The following is a 20622-nucleotide window of genomic DNA, read 5'->3' as shown; positions in this document are numbered from 1 at the left end:
CTAGAACATCACTTGCAAGGCGGAACGTGGAATTGGAAACACCAGAGGGTTAAGCTGTCATTCTAGTATGGATTGATGTGAGGGGCAAAATTAACCGGCAATTGGGGAGTGCAGAAACCTAGGATCGAACTTTGAAGTTCGAGCGATTGGATCTCAAACGCTCGACAACGCTGCAAACGATCTCAGCAGCCTGATGCGCTTCGGCGAGCGTAGAATACTTCGAAAAACTGAAGCGTAGGGAACTGGAAATAGTTCTATCGGGGAGTTTCATGGCAGTTAGAACAGCCGAGGGACGGCTGCTACCGCTGGAACACGCCGATCCGGTACTGCAAGCCAGACCACGTAGGTCTAAGGCCATTTGGAGGGCTTGCCGATCGAGTCCCCAGAAGGCGATGTTGGAAGTGTGCGGCAGGCGGGGGGGTGCTTGGCCCACCACGTAGGTGTCCCCCAGCGTCAAGACCTTGGATTCAAACTCGTCTCGCAGCGACGCGATGCGTTGATAGGTCCCATCCAGGCGAGCCTGACAGGTGTGCTGCAGGGCAGCGGCGAGGGCGACAGCCGGAATCACAGGTTCGGTCCCCGGTCGGATGGCGAGTTGTTGACCTCCCCCCACTAGCATGGGCTCCAATTGAAGGTTGGGTGCCAGGATCAGAGCCCCGATGCCAACGGGCCCATGAATTTTATGGGCGGTGAGGGTGATGGCGGACAGGCCCAGCTCGAGCATGTTGAACGGTAGTTTTCCGATAGCTTGGACCACATCGCTATGAGTTTTCACTTGGTAGCGATTGCAGAGTTTGCAGATGGTCTCTAGGTCTTGAATCACCCCTGTTTCGTTATTGCCCAGCATGACACTTACTAGGGCGATGTTGGCAGCGTCCTGACGGAGGATCGCTTCCAGTTGGTCGAGGTCGCAGTGCCCGGCATCGTCAACGGCCAGGATGTGGCATGGTTGTTGAAGGGACGCAGCGGCTCGCTTGGCAGCTTCGAGAACGCTGGAGTGTTCCGAGGCGGCCACGACCAGCATGCCGGGTTGTTTGGTAGCGATCCCCAGGAGGGCTAGATTGTTGGCCTCGGTACCGCCGCTCGTCCAAATGACTTGGGCCGTGTCCATCAGCGTGTTGGAGGCGCCGGTAAGACTCAACAGGTCGGTTTTGGCTTGCTCCAGCAATTTGAGGGCTTGGCGTCCAGGTCCATGCTGACTGGCTGGGTTGGCGACACCTTGCAACGACAGCGCGCGGATCAATTCAGCCACTTGGGGATCGATCTTGGTGGTGGCGTTATTGTCGAGATAGATGGTGAGCGGCACTAGGGTTCGGCCCATAATTGAAGGTCGGGATGGTCGCCATAGGATAGGCCAGTTTGGGCCGCCAATTGAACACGGGCATCACTCCCGGTGGCATTGGTAGGAGGGCCACTGCTGCCAAAACTCGGTTCAGGTGGCGAGCGGCAGTATTCCACCAAAGCGTTTTGCACGGTGTGATTGACCGAGCTCTGAAATTCATGCAGCGGCAGCTCGAAGGTGGCCAATTCGAGCAATTCAGGGAGGGCAGCATAGATTTGGAATTGAACCAAATCCAGGGCCGCAGGCCACAAGATCTTGGCTTTGGCAGGCTCGTTGGCAGTCCATTTGGACCAGAATTGATCGTAGTCCGAATTCTGCATGCAGAGCAGCGTCACCAAAATGTCGGCGGGGCCCTTGGATGGATAGGGGGTGGAATAATCGACCAGATCCCACCGCGACTCGTACGACTGGGGATTTTTTAAGTGTCTCTTAATGGCGGTATCGAGCAGGGAGCTTTCACCGCTGGGAGCCGAGGACCAGACGTAGCCCAATCGGGATTCGGTGTAGCGAATTCCCGAGATCTGAATATTCGTAAAGGGTTCGCGACGAAAACTGAAGCGGCGAGTCTCCCAGGAAAGGCAGTTCAGTTCAGTGCCCGAGACTAAAGTGGAGTTGAAATAGAATAGACCCAACAGGCTGAGAAAGGAGAGCGAAATTAGGACAAAGGGGATCAAAGCATATTTTAGGCCCGAGCGGACCGCGCGATTTTTACCAGTAACTTGAGAGTTAGCTGAAGTTGCGGAGACTGGCGAGTTCATTTAATCGCTATATTTACAGGGACGAGAAAGCTGGGTGCGGGAGTGGATTGAGGGTGTGAGAGGGGATTAAGGCGAAGTAATTGGGATGATCAAAAAGGGAAGCAGCGGAGGCCCCTTTCAGCCGGGCAGCGGCCGAGCCAGCATTGCGCCTGGCTACCAGCAGGCGCAGGGGACCGGAGGCCAGCGGTACTGGTTTTTTATACACTATTTTAAGAGCAACTACGAAGAACCGAAGCGCGTACCGCAGACAAATCGAACGGAAGACAGCCAGGAAGCGAAGCTGCGTCGCGTGGAGGCAGTGCTCTTTCTGACCAACGATGGCTTGACCAGCCGTAAACTGGCGAAGCTGGCTGGGTTGGCGGACGCAACGGAAGCACGTACACTGGTTCGCCAGTTGAACAGTGAGTTGGACCGCGATGGTCGATCCTACCGCGTAGAGGAGATAGCGAGCGGCTATGCGTTGATGACGCGGTCTCACTTTGCTCCTTGGTTAAGGCGACTGTCGCATATTCCAGGTGAACAGCGACTTACCCAATCGGTTCTTGAAACACTTGCCGTAGTGGCCTACCGCCAGCCCGTATTGAGGGCCAACATCGAAGCAATTCGAGGTGTGGGCTGCAGCGAAGTACTCAAGCAATTGATGGAAATGGAGCTTGTTCGAATCAGCGGAAGAAGTGAAGATCTGGGTAGACCGTATCTTTACGGGACTACTCGCAGATTTTTACAAATGTTTGGGTTGCGATCTGCCGATCGGTTACCCCGGATAGACTGGGTAAACGAACCCCAGTTATCGTTGTCCTCCCCCGAATTCGTAGGAACAGACTCAGAAAATAAGGAGTCGATGGTGAACATGAGTTTTTCAGCTACGGCAACTCTAGAAGACGCTTCCGCCCCAACGGATGAAGAGCTGCTCAATGCAGCCCCAATGATCCCATCAGCCGTCGATGAGGATGAAGACGATTGGGATGACGACGATGATGATGATGATGACGACGACTCGGTGGACGATGTCGACAGCGATGACGATGAAGAATGGGATGACGACGACGAGGACTCCGATGCGGATGAAGTATCCAAAAAGGGAGGGGACGACGACGATGAAGAGGACGATGACGACGAGGATGATGAAGAAGAGGGGGGCTGGGAGGAAGTCGACGACGATGATGAGTGGGATGACGACGACGACGATGATGACTCCGACGACGACTGGGATGATGACGAGGATGATGATGACGAGGACTGGGACTAAGTCGTCCACAGAGCGTTTGCCATAGGACCTTCCTATCCTTGGTGTTTGTCATCAATTCGTATAGAAGCCGGCTTGGATCGATTTGCCGGCTTCTTTTATTGGGTAGGGAGTGCTAACGCGATGAAGAGGGGCGAGACGTGCTAACAGGGGTGAGCGTATCATGCTTCCTGCTCAGTTATGTAGTAGTGCTGGTCGTCGAAGCATCGCGGTTCTTATTTAAGCTACCTGGGCGGAGCGTAGTGCTTATCGCCATGCTGAGTGCGGGCTTAGCAGCCCACAGCATCTTCGTTTTTAATGAAATGATTGTGGGGGTACCCAGCTCAGCCCCAGAGTTGCTCTCCAGTTGGTTTCAATGGGCGGTGATTGCCGCCTGGGGGCTGGCCGTGGCCTGCTTGATCCTGACGATCCGCAATCCCGATCGCGCCATGGGATTGTTCTTGATTCCCGTGGTTCTAGGCCTTATCGGATTGGCTCAATTGGTCCGCGAGGCACCGCCGTTTCACCCCAGCACCACCGTGAACCTATGGCGGGCAATCCACGGGGTTAGCCTCCTCGTCGGAACCATGATTATCTGTTTCGGATTCGCCTTTGGACTCATGTATCTGGTGCAGTCCCACCGTTTGAAAAGCAAGGTTCGATCTCGGGGAGGGTTGCGGCTGCCCACGCTGGAATTCCTACAATCGATGAATCGATCGAGTCTGTTCATCAGCACGGTCAGCCTGGGGTTGGGATTGCTATCGGGGATCGTATTGAACCTGGGACGCGACGGCCAAATCGCTTGGTATAGCGGCGGAATACTCTTCACGGTCGTGCTGTTTGCTTGGTCGCTCATCGCGTCGTTGATGGAATTGTCTTCATCCAGTGCACTGGGGGGACGTCAGAGCGCCTACCTCGCCATAGCCAACTTCTTCTTTCTAGTGGTCGTGCTGGGATTGGTCTTGTTTTCGTCGCACGGCATTCCACCGATCCCAAGCACCACAGTGGGGTTCAGCCAGGAATTGTTGGGACAAGTTACTCAGGGGCCAATCTGATGCATTGGTCCATGGTAGGAGTTAGTCACCACCGCACGCCACTTGAGATCCGAGAGAAGCTGGCGTTTTCCAAAGCTCAAGTCAGCGATGCGCTGCAACGCCTGGGGCAGCAGTTTCCGGAGGCAGAAACGGTCTTGCTGAGTACTTGCAATCGGGTGGAGTTGTATGCGGCCGCTTCGGATCGAGTCAAACTACCGCAGCCGGAGCAGTTGGGGAATTTCATCGCCGACTTCCATCACACCGACTTTGTTCACGTCTCCGATCAGATCACTCAACTCCAAAACGAACTAGCAGTCCGGCACCTTTTCATGGTGGCCTCTAGTCTCGATAGCATGATCGTCGGTGAAGCTCAAATACTTTCTCAGGTCAAAGAGGCCTACGAGTTGGCGTGTAGCGGTGACACCGCAGCAAGCTTGATGCACCGGGCTTTCCAGCGAGCCACCGTCGTGGCCCGCAGAGTAGCCAACGAGACCGAAATTCATCGCCGCAGAATCAGCGTCCCCAGCGTAGCGGTCAGTGAAATCGCCAGCGACTTTTTCGAACGATTCGACGATAAGCAAATCTTGTTGATCGGTGCCGGAGAAATGGGGACGGAAACCCTTCGCTATCTCATCGATGCCGGTGCCAAATCAATTCAGATCCTCAATCGTAACGCCGAACGCAGTGCTGAACTGGCGCAGCAGTTTAATGCAATGAGTCGACCATGGAGCGAACTCGATGCGAGCATGGCACAGTCCGACCTGATCATCTCAACCACCAGTGCAAGCCAACCCATCGTCAGCTTGGAGCAGTTTCGAGCTTGCCGAGCCAAACGCAGTGCACGGGCTGTACTGATCCTGGACTTGGCCGTACCACGCGACTTTGATTCGGCCATTGCAGAGTTGTCGGATGTGTACCTGTTTACCGTCGACGACTTGCAGCAAGTGTGCGACAAAAATCTTCAAGCTCGGCAGCAGGAATGGCCGCGGGCCGAGCGCATCGTCGATCAAGAATTGCAAAAATTCCTCTCCGAGAGTGTCCACCGCAATAGTGGTGTGACTATTCGCAAACTGCGCGAACAAGCAGAACTCGTCAAAGGTCAGGAATTGGAGCGGTTGGTCAGCAAGTTGAAAGCGCGTGGGCTCGACTCTCAGGCGGAGAAGGAGTTGTCCATAGCCTTTGATCGCTTGGTGAACAAACTGTTGCACCCACCCCTGCAAACACTCCGCGAACATGCGGATTCGAACCACCACGCCAGCATGTTGGATGCGCTGCGACGCCTGTTCCGGATTAGTGATTAACCGTCCATCGCAAAGCACTGTGTTTAAAGCACTGTGTTTAAAGCACTGTGTTTAAAGCACTGTGTCAAGGTGGATCGGTCGGGCAGAATAGGGTGACTGCGTAGTCTCTCGGCGATCGTCTGAATGTAGAGTGGCTTCTAAAATAGTGCGCTGACTTTCACCGGTTTGACGATACCCAAATGACCGGAGTCGGTATCTAATGCATTGTCTCGACTTCGGAAGGTCGTATAGTGGGTTCAGGATCTGGAACCCATTGTAGTATTGCGCAAGGATGACGCAGCAGTAATTCGTTTGCAGCGCAATAGGTGGTATATGTCATTAGAATGGTTTCACACGATGTTGGGTGCGTTCTTTCTCGGTGTATGGATGATCGTAGGCCATATTATGGCTACGGATCGCAAGTATTGATGGGAGTCCTCTCAGCCGGAGACGGCCACTGAAGAAAATGTGCAGTGGCTGTCACTAGTTGGTCGACCCGAGAGAGAGCCCTTTCAGAGGTCGCTTGGCGGCTAGGATTGAGCAATGCATGCAATCCAATCTTCCCACTGGATGCATGGCGTCTCAAGCAGGGCTACAGCAAGGTGAGAAGCGAAGAGTATCGTCCGTTACATTCGCTCAATGGCACAGAGCCATGACCGCTTGAACGATATGTTCCACGGGTGAGCCTTCCGCAATGATGCTTTGATTCTGGGGATGGTCACTTGGGATCTCTTGCAGACGTTGAGTCACCCAGATTTTAAAGCAGTCTACGATGTCGGCATCCCATTGTTGGGCGGCACCATTGATAATGATGCTGCTAGCCTTTTCTACCGGCATGGCACTTCGGTAGGGGCGTGAACTGGTCATCGCATCAAAAGCATCCGCCACCGCCATGATACGCGCCATCAAGGGGATGGATTGTCCGGCCAGTTGATGGGGATACCCTTTCCCATCCCAACGCTCGTGATGGTAGAGCACTCCTGGAAGGACGAATTGCAAGTGTCCAAGCTGCTCGACAATTCGATGTCCAATCTCAGGGTGCTGTTGAATGATCGAGAACTCTTCGTCGGTCAGGGGACCGTTCTTGAGCAGCACGCTGTCGGGGATTCCAATTTTGCCGATATCGTGAAGGATGCCGGCTAGGTAGTTTTCTTGACAGGCTTCATCCGAGAGTCCCAAGACGCGCGACAAATCGTAGCTGAGTCTAGCAACCCGCTCACTGTGGCCTTGGGTGTAACGATCTCGCGCGTCGATCGCGCTACTCATTGCATGCAAGGTGCCTAGGAAGAGTTGATTACTTTGAACCAGCAAGTGAATGTTGTGCGCTTGCGTCGAAAGTAGCACCGCAGCTTCTTCTAGCAGTCCCACATCGCCACTGCCAAACTCCGGATCGTATACAGGGAGTCCGTCGGAGAGGGCGGTTGTCGTGCGGTTGATGGCCACCAAGTGTCCGAAGGACTGCCCGGAATTCGCAATGGAAACGCAGATGATCGAAGAGATCATGCCGTCGGCAGTTTGCGTAGTGAGGTTATTGCGCACCACAGGCGGGGAGAGTGGGTAGATACCCAATTCGTGAAATAGACCGAGCAAGGTTTCCAGCGAGAAGCTAGAGCTTCCAAACTTGGTACTCGTCAGCCCCGATCGCTCGGTCTCTTCCGGTTCTACCAAGAGAAAGACATCTTGAGCCCGCAACAGATAGCCCAGCGGTGCCAAGATACCAGTGGCGACATCATTGGCACTGCTGACGCTGGTAAAGCAGGTTGCATTCCGAGCGAAGCCACGCAACCAATTTTGTTCTTCAAAGCTCTGCGCTAGCTGGATCGCAGATTCCTCGAGAGCCGTATTGCACGATTTGATCTCCAGAGTGAGTTGGTAGGCTTCGATCGCGCACCGCAACAAATTGCGGGTGACCGAGGCAGAGCCATCAAGGACGGCGACCAGCGAGAGTTTGCAATCCTCGAAATTGGAGAGGCTGATCGTCGCGAAGCTGCGAGACGGATCTAGGTCAATGACGAGGGGTTCGTATTCCGCGCAATAGACAAGATCGGTGCAGTCGGTGCATTCGCTAGGAGTGATTGTGCAGCCGAGGTTGGATAATGCGTCATGAAGGTCAGCACTGCTGCAATCGGCAGGAATGAGGGAGAGCCCGCAGCCCAGCCGATCACGCACGAAATCTAAGATTTCCAACTCAGTAGAGGATGGAATGGATGGCATTGTTCTTAACCTCGGCAAGCGGTTGGCTAACTCCAAATGCAGACTGGGGCGAGTCTATCATGCTCACTATCGGGTTTTACGCCTGCCGTTGTACGCAAAGCGGATGCCGATACGTCCACAAAGCAAAAGAATTGACAATTTGGTTTGATAGTTGTTAGTCGTGGGCTAAGTTTCCTGACAGGGTTAGGAAGAGAGCTTTTAGATGGTTATGCGTTTTATGAATCTTGTCTTCAGCGCATGCCAACTTGCCTAACAATCACTCAGGTAGAACATGATGAGAAGCAATCCAAATTGTTTTAGGCGAGCCTTCACGCTCATTGAACTGGTCATTGTCATCATTATTATCGCGATTTTGGCGGCGGTGGCGGTGCCGAAGTTTATCGATCGCGCAGACGATGCAAAGCTGTCTGCTACGAAACAATCACTGTCGACTCTGCGTAGTGCGATCGAGTTGTATCGAGCCGACACGGGTGCTTACCCGGCTACGCTGAACACCGATATCATCACCTATTTGAAGGGGCCGTTCCCCACAGCTCGCATTGGAAGCAGCGAGAGTGCGGGCGTCGTACTGGGAAGCGATCCGATGGTCGTAGGCGATGTGACCGGTGCCGGTGGATGGCTTTACAATGCAACCTCAGGCGAAATTCGAATCAACAACGCAGCCCATTTTGACTTCTAGTGGATTTCCACCGACGGAACTCATCGGAAAGGAAAACACGTGACACACATATTGGTAGCCGAAGATAGTTTTGCACTCGCAAACCTGCTTGACTTCGTATTGAAAAGTGCAGGATTTGAAGTCGATTTGCGTCGAACGGGAGGAGCCGCCTTAAAGGCTGGCATGGAGCGCAGTTACGATCTGATTCTGCTCGATCAACAAATGCCACTCTTGACTGGGGTAGGCGTGATCGAAGCGTTAAGGACGGACGGACCCAATCAGAGCACTCCCATTTTCCTGTGTACCGCTAAAACGCATGAACTGGACTTGGAAGACATCCAAGGACGATTGGCCGTCACCGATATCTTTCACAAGCCTTTCTCACCGAAAAATCTCGTCGAAAGACTGAAAACCGCGATTCCTGTTGCAGCAAACGGCTAGGAGTATCGACATGATTTCGGGTAGAGCTTCGGGCATCGCTCGTGAGAGCATGACCCTACTGGTAACGTGCGGCTGTATGTTGTTCTTAATCGGCTTCATCGTTTCTCAGCAGACGGTGGGTGCCGGACGGTATTCCACAGTCAGCCTCGCCATCGGAGGCCTGGCGGTAACTTGCGTCGTGGTGGCCATGCTACGGTACCACAGGCGACTGTCCTTACCAGTTCGGCTGGAACGACAATTATCCGCCTTTGCCAACAATGCAGGCGGATCAGCAGAAGTTCTACATCCCGTACTCGATCGCACTTCGTTTGGACAGGGCTGGAACGATCTCATCCAGCGTTTTCAAGAGCGGCAAGCCGATCAAATCATCGAGCGTCGCGTAGATCAGAGCAGTGTCAATCGGACGGGAACCGAGCGTTTTGCCCGAGCTCTACGGAGCATCTCCGAGGGGGTGGCAATCACCGATAGCCATGGGAAATTTAGCTACGCCAACGCTGCCTGGAGCAATACCACGACCGGAGTTCACGATATCGAGTGCAATTTCGAAGGGGGCTCCATCTATGCGAGCCTCGAAGAGATGAAGTTCCACAATTGGAAGGACGTCGAGGCGAAGCTAACGGAGGGGACCAAGCCCATCAAGGTGGAATTGCATCAGGGCGGCCACGTTAGTGACGGTGTCCTCCAGCTGGCTCGCAATCCGCTCGTTGGTAGGTCGCAGGAATCGGATGGATTCGTCTGGATGATGCGAGATGTTACGCAATTGGCACTGGCCCGAGAGGCGCATGAACAATTTCTAGCGTCCGCTACCCATGAGCTGCGAACGCCGCTCACCAACATTCGCGCCTATTCGGAATCGTTGATCGATCTCGAAGACATCTCACCAGCGCAGCAAAAAGAGTTTTTCAATATCATCCATTCCGAGGCTGGGCGGCTTAGCCGACTCCTCAATCAACTCTTGGATATCCAGCAGTTAGAAGCTGGCTCCATGACGCTAACAATCAGCTCGTTTGACGTGCAGCGGATGGTCCACGAGGTCCAGGAACATATTGGTCCACTGGTGAAAGAGAAGCAACTGAAATTTGTCAGCCGAATCGCACCCAATCTCAAGACAATCCACGCTGACAAGGAAAAAGTAATCTCTTGTCTAGTGAATCTGCTAGGAAATGCGGTCAAGTACACCTCAGAGGGAGGCGAAGTTCGTCTGCAGGCGGAGCAGTTCGAAGAATATATCTCCATCAGCGTCGAAGATAGCGGGATTGGAATCGCTCCGGAAGAGCTGCCCAAGATCTTCGAACGCTTCTACCGCTGTCAGGATGAGCGAGTCGCCACGATTGAGGGCAATGGTCTGGGGCTCTCGTTTGCTCGGGAAGTCGCTCTGTTGCACCATGGCGAGTTAACCGTAGAAAGTGAAATCAACAAGGGATCGCGATTTATACTCAAGATCCCAAATAAAAACTGATTTCCTGCAATCCTGTTCAACTTCTATGTCCTATGTTTGGAAGCTACCGGACGTAATAACGAATGGTTGAGGCGGTTTTATCTGATTCAAGTGGGCGTTAAAGCCCAAGGGAAATCATCATGCTTGGCGTTCAGAACGTGGGCGCGGTCAGTGTCATTAAGGCTGACGGCGCTATGATTGGCGAGGCCCTGCAAGAATGTCGCAAAAGCCTCGAAGACTGCATGGGGCGACGACGTTTTCAAATCGTTCTTGAGATGAGCAACTGTCCACTGGTGAATAGCGAGAGCCTGGAGTTCATTGTCGATGCTCAAGAGGATTGTCTGGGGCGCGGCGGGAAGCTAGTTTTGGCAGAGCCACAATCACTTTGTCGCGAAGTCCTGGAAATCACGGGAATCGACGAACGGATCGCTGTCTTTGACGATTTGCGATCCGCACTCACCGACTTTGCTCGTTGATCCCGGCAGACAGCCAGCGGCCGCCGGTCGCTCCAGTCTGCAATTCTCCTTCCCTTGCTTTTCAGTTGGCATTCGCATGAGCACCACGCTTGAATCCGGAGCTCGAAAATACTCCACTAAACCCAATACGCTTCCTCTGGGACAACGTCTAGTCCAGGCTGGACTGATCTCAGAGTCCGAACTCGAAAAAGCGTTGGAGTTGCATGGCAATCGTGGAATGCGGTTGGGTGAGTCTCTAGTCGCCTTGGGATTGATGAGCGAAGCAGATTTGCTGCCGTTGATCGGTGGGCAATTGAATTTTCCTTGGGTGCGACTCAAGGAGGGGATCGTCGATCCCGAAGTCGTCCGGTATGTGCCACGGGCGGTAGCCGAGCAGTACAATTGCTTGGCTCTGTTTCGAGTGCACGATGAACTGACGGTCGCTATGGCCGAACCGCAGAATCTAGAATCTGTGGATTTCTTAGAGGAATTGACGGGGTTCAAGATTCGCCCCGCATTGAGTCTCAAGAGCTCCATTGAGCGTCTACTGCCGCGTTGCTACGAAGAGGACTTCAAGGTCGATGTTCTCACGGCGGACCTCGAAGACAACGCAATTGAGCTTAAGTCGGATGAGGTGTTCTTTGACACCAATAGTATTCAAGTATTGGCGGATGGAAGTCCCGTCATCAATCTGGTCAACTATCTCATCGTCCAGGCGGTGCGGCAAGGCGCTAGCGATATTCACATTGAACCCTCGCAACGTTCGAGCGTCATTCGCTTCCGGGTCGATGGGAGACTTCGCGAAGTGCTGAAGCCACGTCGCGACCTGCATCCGGCCGTCGTGTCGCGGATCAAGGTGATGTCAAAACTGGATATCGCCGAACAGCGAAAGAGTCAGGATGGACGGTTTCACGTCAAAGTCGATGATCGTGAAGTCGATATGCGGGTCTCGTCACTGCCAACTGTGTTGGGAGAGAAGGTGGTGATGCGCGTTCTCGATCGAAGTTCAGTGACTTTCAATTTGGACCGCTTGGGGGTACCAGATCGACAACTGGACACGCTGCGCAAGATCTTGAATAAGCCACACGGCCTGTTCCTCGTTACCGGGCCTACCGGTAGCGGCAAGACAACGACGCTCTACTCCGCAGTGGAAACGATAAAGCATGCGGGGTGCAATATTGTCACAGTGGAAGATCCTGTCGAGTATCAGCTTGATTTGGTGAACCAGGTGCAGGTGAATGCAGCCCGGCAAGTCACGTTTGCATCGGCGTTGCGGAGCATTCTGCGGCAAGATCCAGATATCATCCTGGTGGGAGAAATTCGCGATGCCGAGACCGCTGAGGTAGCCATTCAGGCCGCTCTTACAGGGCACTTGGTATTGAGCACGCTGCATACCAACGATAGCGCTTCGACGGTTACTCGCTTGAGAGATATGGGGATCGCACCCTACAAGATTGCCGCTTCACTAGCCGGTGTAGTCGCTCAGAGATTGGTACGAAAAATCTGTGCCAAGTGTCGCACATCGCACTACCCAACACCCGAGCAATCCTTGTTGGTGGGCTACGAAGAAGTACCCCGCCAGCCCTTCAAGCGAGGCGAAGGGTGCTCTGTTTGTTTTGATACGGGATATGCCGGACGTCAGGGGATCTACGAAATCATGGGCATTACTCCCGCGGTTCGCGAAGTGATTTCTAGTGAGGGTTCTCAGGCGGACTATCGGCGAGAATTGGCCGCCCAGGGTGGTACGACACTGCTGCAGGAGGCACGCAGTCTGGCAGAGGAGGGTGTCACCACTATCGAGGAAGTGATTCGTGTGGCTCTTACCGACTAATTCATCTCCGGACAGCCGGCGCAGGGCGACTAATCAACGAGTAAACGGTTCATGCAATTCCTATCAAACACCCCACCAGCAAACTTAGATCGCTTTAACGAATCGTCGCCGTTGAACTTGGGAAACCTCGCCAACGATCTAGTCGGTTCGTTGGGTGACGGGACGGATGCTAGTAGTGGGTGGCAACTAAGCCAACTCAAACAGGTGTTTCGGCGCAGGGCGAATCGTCGGAGCATGTTAATCGTGTTTCGACAGTTGGCGCTGTTGGTCGAAACAGGGATCGATGTGGCAGAGGCACTGGAGCTGGTGGCGGAGAGCTGTCGCCATCCCGGCTTGCGCGAAAGCTTGGAGGATATTCTTGAAGACATCAGTAGCGGGAAGAGTCTGAGCCTCGCGGTCCGAGCCCAGGAAAAGATGTTGGGCAACCAAGTATCGGCTAGTATTCAGGCTGGAGAGGCCTCGGGGAGACTGGTGGATGTTCTTAGGCAGATCGCAGAACAGCTCGACGATGAGCTGAAAATGCGTTCTACGATCGTCGGCGCCATTGCCTATCCCGCCATCCTATGCTCAGCCGCCATGGTTGTAGCGTCCATCCTAATTTGGTTTGTGCTCCCTCAGTTTGATAGTTCCTTCAAATCCATGGGGGTCGACCCTCCCATCTATACGCAGTATCTGCTCAGTATCTCGCGTCTGATACGAGAGAATGTAGTGGTTTTGTCGATTGGGGCCGTGGTGGGTGTGATCGCAAGTGTCCTGTTGTCGATGCAACCACCGGTGCGCGCACTACTTGGCAACCTATGCTTCTTCAGCCCCGTCCTGGGACCGGCACTCCGGAATCTGGTCATCGGCAAGCTCTTCATGAGTATGAGTCATCTCCTGCGCAATGGAATATCCTTGCTTGAAGCAATTCAGTTGTTGCGTAATTCCACTTCCAATGGAACGACCACTCGATTGATGGAAGCCTGGGAGAATGACGTTATGGAAGGGCGCGGATTGACGCATAGTTTGGCCGAGTTTGACTTTTTGCCAGACGGTGCGGGGGCCATGATCATCATGGCAGAGAAGACAGGAAAATTGGAGACGGTAATGGCTACAGCTGGCAGCCACTACCACGATGAAGGTAGCGCGCAATTGCGTCAAATCCTCAAGCTCAGCGAACCACTGATCATTATCGTGTTGGGTGTGTTCGTGGGTGTGGTCGTGGCCTCGGTGTTGCTCCCAATGCTCGACGTGCAAGCCGGTGCTGCCAACTAAGAATTCTTGTTTCTAAAGCTAGTGTTCAACCGACTAATCGGTGTTCCCTTACAACGCCAACTACGTCAGAAATAGCGTGCGATTGCAGAAAAAATGTTGAAGAACGCAACCAGGAAAAGTCCGAGACGATTCTCCTTCCGCGCTGGGTTTAAGCAGTGTGGACTGGGCATTGACGTTGGATGGTATTCGACCAAGGTTGTGTGGTGTCGCTCCCAGGGAAGGCGATTTTCCGAGGTCGCTTGCGTCTCACTACCTACACAGGCAGGGAGCACTGGTACCTACAACCATGGTTTGACCGATTCCAACGATGGCCTACTGGGGACGGAACCACGACCGGCGGAAGCCGCTCGTAGGATGCCTGCAAACACGTCGAATTCAGTCGCAGACGGGCTGCTCAGTACCAACGAGCAATTTGACTTTTCCCGTTGGAGCAGCCACCAATTCAAATCCCTGGCTAGCCGAATCGCCAGTGCCGTGGGAGACCGATCTGTAACCCGCGCTGAAGTTCGCATTGCCATGAGTATGGTTGCTTGCGACTTTCGCAACGTGCATGTGCAGCCGGGGGAACCGATTTCTCTGGCTTCGATCCAGCAGAATATTCAGGAAGCTCTCGGGGATCCTCGACCAAGAACGATCGCCATCTTAGCGACCGAAGGTCCACGCCCCAAGATTCGGGCACTGAGCCTACCACAAGAGTTGTCAAACGGTTTGGCGGAATCGCTGGACCACTGCAGCATGACGCCTCTGTCGATCGAAGGCACGCCCTGGGGAGTGGCCGAAGCCATGCTTCAATTGCAGGACTCTACATCGGCGATCAATATTGCAATCGATTGGTCATACGGCGACCCCACCTTGGTGTGCTTAGTCGACAATCAGATCGACTACATCCGAAAGCTGACTAGCGGAGGTGTAAGTGCTCTTGCTGCCCAAGCCGTTCAAGACTTGGGACTGACCCCTGGTGAAGCAGTGCGTTGGCTGAATCTATGTAGCCAGAAAGACTCTGTAACCCCAGAACGAATCGGTGCGCAGAGACAGACCCAAGATTGGGTCAAAAGCAATTGTTTGAACATGGCTAAAGAAGTCAATTCGACGATCGACTTCATGCGTTGGCGGCATCCCGGCAAGTCTTTAGGGGATATCTGCTTGCTTGGGGGTGGCGCTCATCTGTCGATAGCGACCGACCATTTTCAAGGAATGCTAGCCCATCCCTCCCGTGTATGGAGCCGGAGTGTTGGAAATCACCAGCTAAGTGCAGAGTATGCAATCGCCTACGCTATGGCAGTTAAGGGGATGCATCATGCGCCAGTTCAATAATTTGCTCCCCATAGAAACGCGTCTTCGCTTTCAGCAGAAGCGAGTGAAACAAGTTTGGTACCGGACTATTGCGATTGCGGGTCTGCTAGCAGGAGCGGTGATATTCGTCGGTCAATGGACCATTGCCCGCCATCAAGCAGAAATTGACGCCGAAGTCTCCGCAGCCACTTACCCAAGGCAGATTCAGCGGGAAAACCAACAGTTGCGAGTGGAGATGCAGCGTTTAGTGAACTATGAGACACGGCATTTGGATATGCGATCCAGATATTCACCCTTGGCCATCTTCTCACTGTTAACCGAAATCAAACAACACCTCGATTCAGAACTATATGTAGAGTCGGTCGACTTTTCGCTCACCGATCCATCACCCAACAGTGGCGGACAGCCAACTGCTCAAGTCTCTACAGCCGATGCGAGTAAGTCCTCGAGTGCCAATCAAGGCCGCGTCATTCTGCAGGTGGTTACTAGTACTACCTCCAACTCTTCACAATTTTTACAACTACTGGAACAATCGGGATATTTTGAAGATGTGCAGCTCAGTAGCTCCTTGGAAAAACTCAATACGACCTCGGCAGACCTTCGATTTACTGTGCAATGCCGCTTCTAGGCCCTCAGAGAATTTGAATCAGGATTTCACCCAATGAATGGCCGACTCAACACGATTCCTGTGCATGGGATGGGGATAGCGGCAATTCTAGGATTGCTTCTCATGACGCACCTGTTTTGCATTCGTCCACTGCTGCGTTCCCAAGAAGCACGAGACGCGGCCTATGCGGAGTCTGTTGCGTTGCAGGATGCAGTCCATGAGCTGGATGCGCAGAATGGGGAGACTCAAGCCCAACTAGCAGAGATAGCCGATCGACTCGAACAACGCTTGACTTTGAAAACCAAGCCAGGGCAGCCAGTCTTGGAGACAATGTCCCAGCTACTGGAGCTGCACGAGTTGGAGCTCATGAACTTTCGAGAGGAACCAAGCCGCAGTGCGAGCTTACAGAAAATCGACATTCAAGTGAGTGGCGAGTATGCACAGGCGCTGAGTTTGATCGACGATATTCGCAAACTAGATCGCCCCGCCTGTATTCGAGCGATGCAAATGAACGCCCTTAGCGGGGATGGACCATTACGCTGTAGCATGCGTTTGAAAGTAGAATTCTTCCCACGCATGCAATTGCTTGCAACCTCGGCCACAGTGAGTGGAACCTAAAGATGAGAGCAAGAAAGTCAAAAAAGACAGCCGAGAAGAAAGATCGGTTTGCGCGACAAAAGCTGTTGGCTATCCCGATCCTACTGTGCGGCCTTGCCTACGTATTGTTTGGGATGTCGGGCGACGACGACAATACGGAGACTGCTTACATACCGCCAACATCTCAGCGTAAGGTGGCAGTGGAGCAGGCTACTGGTTCAGAATCTGCCACCGCGGTTGCCGATCGAAAGGGCTGGCCGGAAGTGGACCTTGCAACGCTGATTGGCGAAAGCCCCCTGGTAAACTACACCGTCATTCGTGATGACCAGCAACTCGTAACGACCGGTGCTCAGACTGGTGCAGCGACTCGGGATAATCCCCTGGAGGGAGATTCCGCAGAGGGAGATTCAGCGCAGAGGTGGAGAAATGCATTGTTAGAAACGCCTGTCTCCTACGTCTTCGAATCGGGGGATCGAAAGGTCGTAATGCTGGGAGATCAACTACTGGAAAAGGGCCAAATGTTGAGTCCCTCAGTGAAGGTCGAAGATATCCAGCATGGGAAGCTCATCCTGTCCGTGGAGCGTGGTGAAGGGTTCGACGAAGCGCGACGCAACCAGATCGATTGATCGATTGCTCGATTGGTAGACTGGGTAGTTTTAGCGGCCTTTGTTAAATATTCGGTTTGGGTGAAATTTGCTTGCCGATCTGTCCGATAGATGGAGTACTCCACGTACCCAACTTTTGTCCTTTGGCGGCTCCAAATGCATCCTGGTCGGTCTACAGCTAAATACTGTTGCCTTATAGCCGGGACAATGTGTCTCTTCAGCTACTTTGCTAGCATAGCAGTCTGCCAAGTTGCCTTACCACAAGTCGGAAGCGTTGTTGCGGAAGAGCGCGATGCACCTTCGACTCTCCCAACGGTTCGCAATCCGCGCGAGTTGGACTCGCCAGTCTCCTTCGGTGACGGGGAGTACGTACCGCCGGCCGCAGAGGCCGTCGATGTGGGGCTCCCAAGTGTGGGTTCGCCTCCCCGGAAAGAATTGCTGACCATTCCGTTGCAAATGGGCAATCAACCCGATACAGCCCTCGAGGTCACTTGCGATGGCCGAACCGCAACCATATTTGCCAGGCAAGTGGACGTACGAGTTGTCCTGGCAGATCTCGCCAAACAGAGCGGGATTAACATCATCGTAGGCAAGGATGTCGCCGGTACTGTTACGACAACTCTCAAACGCGTCCCCTTGTGGGATGCACTCGACGCCATTCTCAAGATCAACGGATTGGTGTGGGTCAATCAGGGCGACATCATTTTTGTGACCTCTCCAGGCAATGAAGGGGAAGTAAAAGGGAAGAATCAATCGCTGCCAGGCCAACAGTTGCAGGTCTTCGATTTGCACTATACTTCATCGAAAGAAGTCTTAGCGGTTGTGTCCGGCTTGCTTTCACCAGCGGGCAAAGCATTCGAACATGTCGTAGACAAAACGAGCGTTCGCCAAACGCGAGAGCGAATCGTGGTTGAAGACTATCCGGAGCGGATTCATGCGGTATCAACCTACATTGCTAGCGTCGACAATCCACCTCAGCAGGTCTTGATCGAAGCCAGTATTCTGCAAGTAACCTTGGATGAGTCCCAACGGCATGGGGTCAACATGAAGGGGTTGGTCCGCATGGCTGGTTCTCATTTCAATGTGCAAGCCCAGGGGTTTGCCGATCCGGAAGTAGCGCCAGGTTTCAAAGTTGGGTTAGAGGAGGGGCACGATTTAGGGGGCGTCATTGAAGCGCTGCAAACCCAGAGCAACGTCCGCACGTTGGCATCTCCCAAGGTCCTGATCGTAAATGGACAGGAAGCCAGGATTCAAATCGGTTCGAAGTTCGGCTACTTCGTGACGACCACAACTCAGACGAGCACCCTGCAGAGCGTCGACTTCTTAGATATTGGGGTCGTCCTTCAGGTAACCCCAACCATTACCCGCGATGGGCAGGTCATGTTGTTCGTTGAGCCCAAGGTATCTGGGGGGCGAATCAACGCCGATTCAGGTTTACCGGAAGAGGAAACCACCGAAGCCAGCACGACAGTGATCTTGCCGGATGGTAAGGGGATGATCATTGGTGGGTTGATCAAAGAGTCAGACGATCGGAAAAACAGTACCGTACCTTGGTTTGGCAAACTGCCGCTGATTGGGAGGTTCTTCTCCCGCAAGAGCGACACATCGCAGCGGGTCGAAGTCATCATTGCCCTGACGCCGCATATCGTACCTTACAGCCCACTGCTCGAAAGTCGGGAGCTCGCTGATTTTAACTCGGCTGTGACTCCTCAAGGCATCATCAACGGGCACCTGCCGGGCCCCAGTGACTACGCGGGCGGCGACTACGCAGGCGGATACCATCTTGCCCTGCCGCCGGAGGAGTTCGAAACGATTCAACAATTCGACTCGCAGCACAATTTGCCCAGTGTTCAGACTGAGCAACTCCCGATGCAGGGATCTTCGCGAACACCGCAGCTACCCTCAGACGTAGCTACGGTGCCCGATTCCTATTTCTTTCCGTAGGTAGCCAATACTACAAGCCGCGGATATGGACGTTCTTGAATCGCACGGGATCGTTGTGACCAGCGAAACCAAAGTAGCCATCAGCATTGTCTTTGCCTGGATGCTCTTTGTCGGCCAGATACTCAGTTACTTGGCTGAGGTCGCCATCGAGGATGACGGTGCCGTTGAGTTCGACACGAATGGTCGAACCCTTCACGGTGACGCGTTGGTAATTCCATTCCCCCACCTCGCGCAGGAAGCCCCGCTTTGCAGCCAACATGCCATAGGCGGAGCCATGGTATTGTCGCTGGTCGAGCCCACTGTATTTGTCTGCAGTGTTGTCCAGTACTTGCAGCTCACACATCCCTAGATAGGCAGTGTCACCACTTCCCGGATAGCGTAGCGCGAGACCATTGTTGCCGCCCGGTGGAAGTTGGAACTCGAGAGTGGTTTCGAAGTCGGAGTATTTGTCAGCGGTGTGCAGGACACCTCCGTGACCCGTCTTGCACTGAATGGCTCCCTCCAACACTTCGTAATTTTCCACGGCTCCCTTCCAATTGCTAAGATCCGATCCATTGAATAAAGATTGGAACTCCCCCAATTTCTGGTCTTGTTCCTGCAACCATTGGTTGGATTCCTCGGCACTCAATTCGCGGATGAACAGATTGCGCCATTGAATCTCGCCACCGTGAGTCTGTAGTTGAATCACACCTTTGGCGAACAAGGGCAGTTCGCGGTCCCAGTAATTCTCCATGTTGGCTCCGTCGACGACCAATTGATCATTGAGCCAAACGCTGGTTCGTGCCCCCACTTGTTTGATGCGGAACGAATTCCATTCACCAAACGCTTTATCGGCTAGAACCAATGGATCTTTACCAGCCTTCCCGGGACTGTTGTTCCACAATCCGCCACTTCCCTTATCGGCACCGATGCCAAATTGAGCTTCGTTGGTGCTGTCCCAAATTTGGACCTGAGGACTCCCGCGGAGGTAGATGCCACTGTCCGCCAAGGCAACGGTCTTGTAGTCAATCAGCAGCTCGATGTCGCCGTACTGCTTGTCAGTCGTCAGGTAGACGCCATGACCGTCATTTACCAACGCACCCTCTTTGACCGTCCAATGCTCGGACATGTCTTGATTCCATTCACTCCGCTTTTCTGCAGGCGTCGCATCCCACTTGCGTGGATCGAGATGGGGTTGCCCGTGCCAGCCGGTAAGGTCTTTACCATTGAACAGGGCTGTGAAGCCCTCGGGAACTGCGGGGCTCTCTGCCATGGCCAGGTTGCTAAGTGGTAGGGACAGCACACCAGCTAGTGCAGCGATCGTGCAGCCAGCCACTGCGGTTCGCGCCTGGCGAAATGGAATTGAAGCGAAACAAAAGGGCTTCATGGGTCATTCTTCCTGTAGGTGGGTATCGAGGTTCGCAGCCTGGTCGAGAGCGACCTAGGACGATGGTGGTTAAAGTAAGCTCAACTCACCACCGCGACCGAGAATGGTAGACTGCGGGAATCTCCAGGATACGCAGACTCCGGGGCTCGATGCAACCAACCGTCCAGGGAATTCTACAAATAGAGTTAGATCCCGAGGCGAAAGTGACGCAGGTTGGATGCGGGCCTGTGGCAGCGTGTCCCTCCGCGTCTTGGTTTGCAATGGGTAGCCTGTCGGACTA

At 53.6% G+C, this 20622-nt stretch carries 18 protein-coding genes; 14 read left to right on the top strand and 4 right to left on the bottom strand.

The window, feature by feature from the left end; translation table 11 throughout:
• Positions 1 to 118 precede the first annotated feature (118 nt).
• Together Q31a_RS29825 and Q31a_RS29820 are read right to left on the bottom strand one after the other, a co-directional pair.
• The gene (locus tag Q31a_RS29825) at positions 119 to 1321 is read right to left on the bottom strand and encodes a cysteine desulfurase family protein (RefSeq protein WP_145086631.1); all 1203 of its coding nucleotides are present in this window, start codon (positions 1319 to 1321) and stop codon (positions 119 to 121) included.
• Positions 1306 to 2100: a hypothetical protein gene (locus tag Q31a_RS29820; RefSeq protein ID WP_145086627.1), complete on the bottom strand. Its 795-nt coding sequence runs from the start codon at positions 2098 to 2100 to the stop codon at positions 1306 to 1308. The genes Q31a_RS29825 and Q31a_RS29820 overlap by 16 nt, the downstream gene beginning before the upstream one ends.
• A gap of 85 nt (positions 2101 to 2185) precedes the next feature.
• Between Q31a_RS29820 and scpB the strand changes: the two genes are divergently transcribed.
• From scpB to hemA, 3 genes are all read left to right on the top strand, one after another.
• On the top strand, positions 2186 to 3349 hold the full coding sequence (gene scpB, locus Q31a_RS30630; protein WP_231691002.1) for an SMC-Scp complex subunit ScpB: 1164 nt from the start codon (positions 2186 to 2188) through the stop codon (positions 3347 to 3349).
• Positions 3350 to 3498: 149 nt separating this feature from the next.
• Positions 3499 to 4380 carry a cytochrome C assembly protein gene (locus Q31a_RS29805; protein ID WP_145086624.1) on the top strand — a complete coding sequence of 294 codons (882 nt, stop codon included), beginning with the start codon at positions 3499 to 3501 and terminating at the stop codon, positions 4378 to 4380.
• Positions 4380 to 5660, top strand: coding sequence for a glutamyl-tRNA reductase (gene hemA, locus Q31a_RS29800; RefSeq protein WP_145086621.1), 1281 nt, complete (start codon positions 4380 to 4382; stop codon positions 5658 to 5660). The genes Q31a_RS29805 and hemA overlap by 1 nt, the downstream gene beginning before the upstream one ends.
• Before the next feature lie 615 nt (positions 5661 to 6275).
• Here hemA and Q31a_RS29795 read toward each other — a convergent pair.
• Positions 6276 to 7853 (bottom strand): HD-GYP domain-containing protein, encoded by a 1578-nt coding sequence (locus Q31a_RS29795; RefSeq protein ID WP_145086618.1) that lies wholly within the window; start codon positions 7851 to 7853, stop codon positions 6276 to 6278.
• Between the two features lie 271 nt (positions 7854 to 8124).
• On the opposite strand from Q31a_RS29795, the gene Q31a_RS31240 reads away from it, so the two are divergent.
• From Q31a_RS31240 to Q31a_RS29740, 11 genes are all read left to right on the top strand, one after another.
• The gene (locus Q31a_RS31240) at positions 8125 to 8532 is read left to right on the top strand and encodes a prepilin-type N-terminal cleavage/methylation domain-containing protein (RefSeq protein ID WP_145086615.1); all 408 of its coding nucleotides are present in this window, start codon (positions 8125 to 8127) and stop codon (positions 8530 to 8532) included.
• Between the two features lie 39 nt (positions 8533 to 8571).
• Complete coding sequence (locus Q31a_RS29785) at positions 8572 to 8952, top strand: response regulator (RefSeq protein ID WP_197355952.1); 381 nt, start codon at positions 8572 to 8574, stop codon at positions 8950 to 8952.
• A gap of 10 nt (positions 8953 to 8962) precedes the next feature.
• On the top strand, positions 8963 to 10411 hold the full coding sequence (locus tag Q31a_RS29780; RefSeq protein ID WP_145086609.1) for a PAS domain-containing sensor histidine kinase: 1449 nt from the start codon (positions 8963 to 8965) through the stop codon (positions 10409 to 10411).
• Positions 10412 to 10530: 119 nt separating this feature from the next.
• Positions 10531 to 10866: an STAS domain-containing protein gene (locus tag Q31a_RS29775; protein WP_145086606.1), complete on the top strand. Its 336-nt coding sequence runs from the start codon at positions 10531 to 10533 to the stop codon at positions 10864 to 10866.
• Between the two features lie 76 nt (positions 10867 to 10942).
• Positions 10943 to 12676 (top strand): GspE/PulE family protein, encoded by a 1734-nt coding sequence (locus tag Q31a_RS29770; RefSeq protein WP_145086603.1) that lies wholly within the window; start codon positions 10943 to 10945, stop codon positions 12674 to 12676.
• Positions 12677 to 12727: 51 nt separating this feature from the next.
• Positions 12728 to 13930: a type II secretion system F family protein gene (locus Q31a_RS29765; RefSeq protein WP_145086601.1), complete on the top strand. Its 1203-nt coding sequence runs from the start codon at positions 12728 to 12730 to the stop codon at positions 13928 to 13930.
• A gap of 93 nt (positions 13931 to 14023) precedes the next feature.
• Complete coding sequence (locus Q31a_RS29760) at positions 14024 to 15244, top strand: hypothetical protein (RefSeq protein WP_145086597.1); 1221 nt, start codon at positions 14024 to 14026, stop codon at positions 15242 to 15244.
• Entirely contained in the window at positions 15228 to 15851 is a 624-nt protein-coding gene (locus tag Q31a_RS29755) for a PilN domain-containing protein (RefSeq protein WP_145086595.1), read from the top strand. The genes Q31a_RS29760 and Q31a_RS29755 overlap by 17 nt, the downstream gene beginning before the upstream one ends.
• A 33-nt stretch (positions 15852 to 15884) precedes the next feature.
• Positions 15885 to 16448 (top strand): hypothetical protein, encoded by a 564-nt coding sequence (locus tag Q31a_RS29750; protein WP_145086592.1) that lies wholly within the window; start codon positions 15885 to 15887, stop codon positions 16446 to 16448.
• A 2-nt stretch (positions 16449 to 16450) separates the two neighbouring features.
• Positions 16451 to 17053 (top strand): hypothetical protein, encoded by a 603-nt coding sequence (locus Q31a_RS29745; RefSeq protein ID WP_145086590.1) that lies wholly within the window; start codon positions 16451 to 16453, stop codon positions 17051 to 17053.
• Positions 17054 to 17239: 186 nt separating this feature from the next.
• Positions 17240 to 18976, top strand: a complete 1737-nt coding sequence (locus Q31a_RS29740) for a hypothetical protein (RefSeq protein ID WP_197355950.1) — start codon at positions 17240 to 17242, stop codon at positions 18974 to 18976.
• Between the two features lie 10 nt (positions 18977 to 18986).
• Here Q31a_RS29740 and Q31a_RS29735 read toward each other — a convergent pair whose 3' ends face one another.
• A complete protein-coding gene (locus Q31a_RS29735) occupies positions 18987 to 20342 on the bottom strand; it encodes a 3-keto-disaccharide hydrolase (RefSeq protein ID WP_197355948.1) in 1356 nt (451 codons plus the stop codon).
• Between the last annotated feature and the right edge of the window lie 280 nt (positions 20343 to 20622).

It is taken from the genome of Aureliella helgolandensis (assembly GCF_007752135.1).
Classification (GTDB): Bacteria; Planctomycetota; Planctomycetia; order Pirellulales; family Pirellulaceae; genus Aureliella; species Aureliella helgolandensis.
This window is presented reverse-complemented; position numbering and strand designations above follow the sequence as displayed.

Coding starts and splice junctions, on each gene's coding strand:
- Q31a_RS29765 (WP_145086601.1), top strand. CDS start 12,728: ATGCAATTCCTATCAAACACCCCACCAGCAAACTTAGATCGCTTTAAC.
- Q31a_RS29755 (WP_145086595.1), top strand. CDS start 15,228: ATGCGCCAGTTCAATAATTTGCTCCCCATAGAAACGCGTCTTCGCTTT.
- Q31a_RS29735 (WP_197355948.1), bottom strand. CDS start 20,342: ATGAAGCCCTTTTGTTTCGCTTCAATTCCATTTCGCCAGGCGCGAACC.
- Q31a_RS29825 (WP_145086631.1), bottom strand. CDS start 1,321: ATGGGCCGAACCCTAGTGCCGCTCACCATCTATCTCGACAATAACGCC.
- Q31a_RS29750 (WP_145086592.1), top strand. CDS start 15,885: ATGAATGGCCGACTCAACACGATTCCTGTGCATGGGATGGGGATAGCG.
- Q31a_RS29740 (WP_197355950.1), top strand. CDS start 17,240: ATGTGTCTCTTCAGCTACTTTGCTAGCATAGCAGTCTGCCAAGTTGCC.
- Q31a_RS31240 (WP_145086615.1), top strand. CDS start 8,125: ATGATGAGAAGCAATCCAAATTGTTTTAGGCGAGCCTTCACGCTCATT.
- Q31a_RS29820 (WP_145086627.1), bottom strand. CDS start 2,100: ATGAACTCGCCAGTCTCCGCAACTTCAGCTAACTCTCAAGTTACTGGT.
- scpB (WP_231691002.1), top strand. CDS start 2,186: ATGATCAAAAAGGGAAGCAGCGGAGGCCCCTTTCAGCCGGGCAGCGGC.
- Q31a_RS29745 (WP_145086590.1), top strand. CDS start 16,451: ATGAGAGCAAGAAAGTCAAAAAAGACAGCCGAGAAGAAAGATCGGTTT.
- Q31a_RS29760 (WP_145086597.1), top strand. CDS start 14,024: ATGTTGAAGAACGCAACCAGGAAAAGTCCGAGACGATTCTCCTTCCGC.
- Q31a_RS29770 (WP_145086603.1), top strand. CDS start 10,943: ATGAGCACCACGCTTGAATCCGGAGCTCGAAAATACTCCACTAAACCC.
- Q31a_RS29775 (WP_145086606.1), top strand. CDS start 10,531: ATGCTTGGCGTTCAGAACGTGGGCGCGGTCAGTGTCATTAAGGCTGAC.
- Q31a_RS29780 (WP_145086609.1), top strand. CDS start 8,963: ATGATTTCGGGTAGAGCTTCGGGCATCGCTCGTGAGAGCATGACCCTA.
- Q31a_RS29795 (WP_145086618.1), bottom strand. CDS start 7,853: ATGCCATCCATTCCATCCTCTACTGAGTTGGAAATCTTAGATTTCGTG.
- hemA (WP_145086621.1), top strand. CDS start 4,380: ATGCATTGGTCCATGGTAGGAGTTAGTCACCACCGCACGCCACTTGAG.